Genomic DNA, 1,154 nt, shown 5'->3' on the forward strand with positions numbered 1-1,154 from the left:
GCGAGCCAGGATTTCGAATCGACCAAGCACAAGCTGGCGCTCTGCCTCGGCAAGACCATCGGCGGCGAGCCGGTCATCGCCGATCTCGCCCGCATGCCGCATCTGCTGGTCGCGGGCACCACCGGCTCGGGCAAGTCGGTCGCCATCAACACCATGATCCTGTCGATCCTCTACCGGCTGAAGCCCGAGGAATGCCGGCTGATCATGGTCGACCCGAAGATGCTCGAGCTTTCCGTCTATGACGGCATCCCGCATCTGCTCACCCCCGTCGTGACCGATCCGAAGAAGGCGGTCGTCGCGCTGAAATGGGCGGTGCGCGAGATGGAGGAGCGCTACAAGAAGATGTCGAAGCTCGCGGTGCGCAACATCGACGGCTTCAACGCCCGCGTGCAGGAGGCCAAGGCCGCCGGCGAGATCATCACCCGCACGGTCCAGACCGGCTTCGACCGCCATACCGGCGAGGCGATCTACGAGGAGGAGGTCATGGACCTCGAACCTCTGCCCTACATCGTCGTCATCGTCGACGAGATGGCCGACCTGATGATGGTCGCCGGCAAGGAGATCGAGGGCACGATCCAGCGCCTCGCCCAGATGGCGCGCGCCGCCGGCATCCATGTCGTGCTCGCCACGCAGCGCCCCTCGGTCGACGTCATCACCGGCACGATCAAGGCGAACTTCCCGACGCGCATCTCCTTCCAGGTCACCTCGAAGATCGACAGCCGCACCATTCTGGGCGAGATGGGCGCCGAGCAGCTGCTCGGCCAGGGCGACATGCTCTACATGGCCGGCGGCGGGCGCATCACCCGCGTGCACGGCCCCTTCGTCTCGGATTCCGAGGTCGAGAAGGTGGTCGCCCATCTCAAGACGCAAGGCCGGCCGCAATATCTCGACGCCGTCACCTCCGAGGAGGCCGAGGGCGGCGAGGACGAGGACGGCGCGGTCTTCGACAAGGGTGCCATGGCCGTCGCCGAGAGCGACGACCCCTACGAGCAGGCCGTGGCGGTCGTGCTGCGCGACAAGAAGGCCTCGACCTCCTACATCCAGCGCCGCCTGCAGATCGGCTACAACCGCGCCGCCTCGATCATGGAGCGCATGGAGCACGAGGGCATCGTCGGACCCGCAAACCACGCAGGAAAGCGCGAAATCCTGGTCGA

1 protein-coding gene is annotated in these 1,154 nt (G+C 66.1%); it reads left to right on the forward strand.

The annotated features are described in order from the left end of the window. Positions 1–1,154: DNA translocase FtsK (locus tag BoBH3_RS24465; protein WP_262333472.1), on the forward strand; the 1,154-nt coding region annotated here is incomplete at both ends.

Source organism: Allobosea sp. BH3 (assembly GCF_025499465.1).
In the GTDB taxonomy this organism is placed as follows: domain Bacteria; phylum Pseudomonadota; class Alphaproteobacteria; order Rhizobiales; family Beijerinckiaceae; genus Allobosea.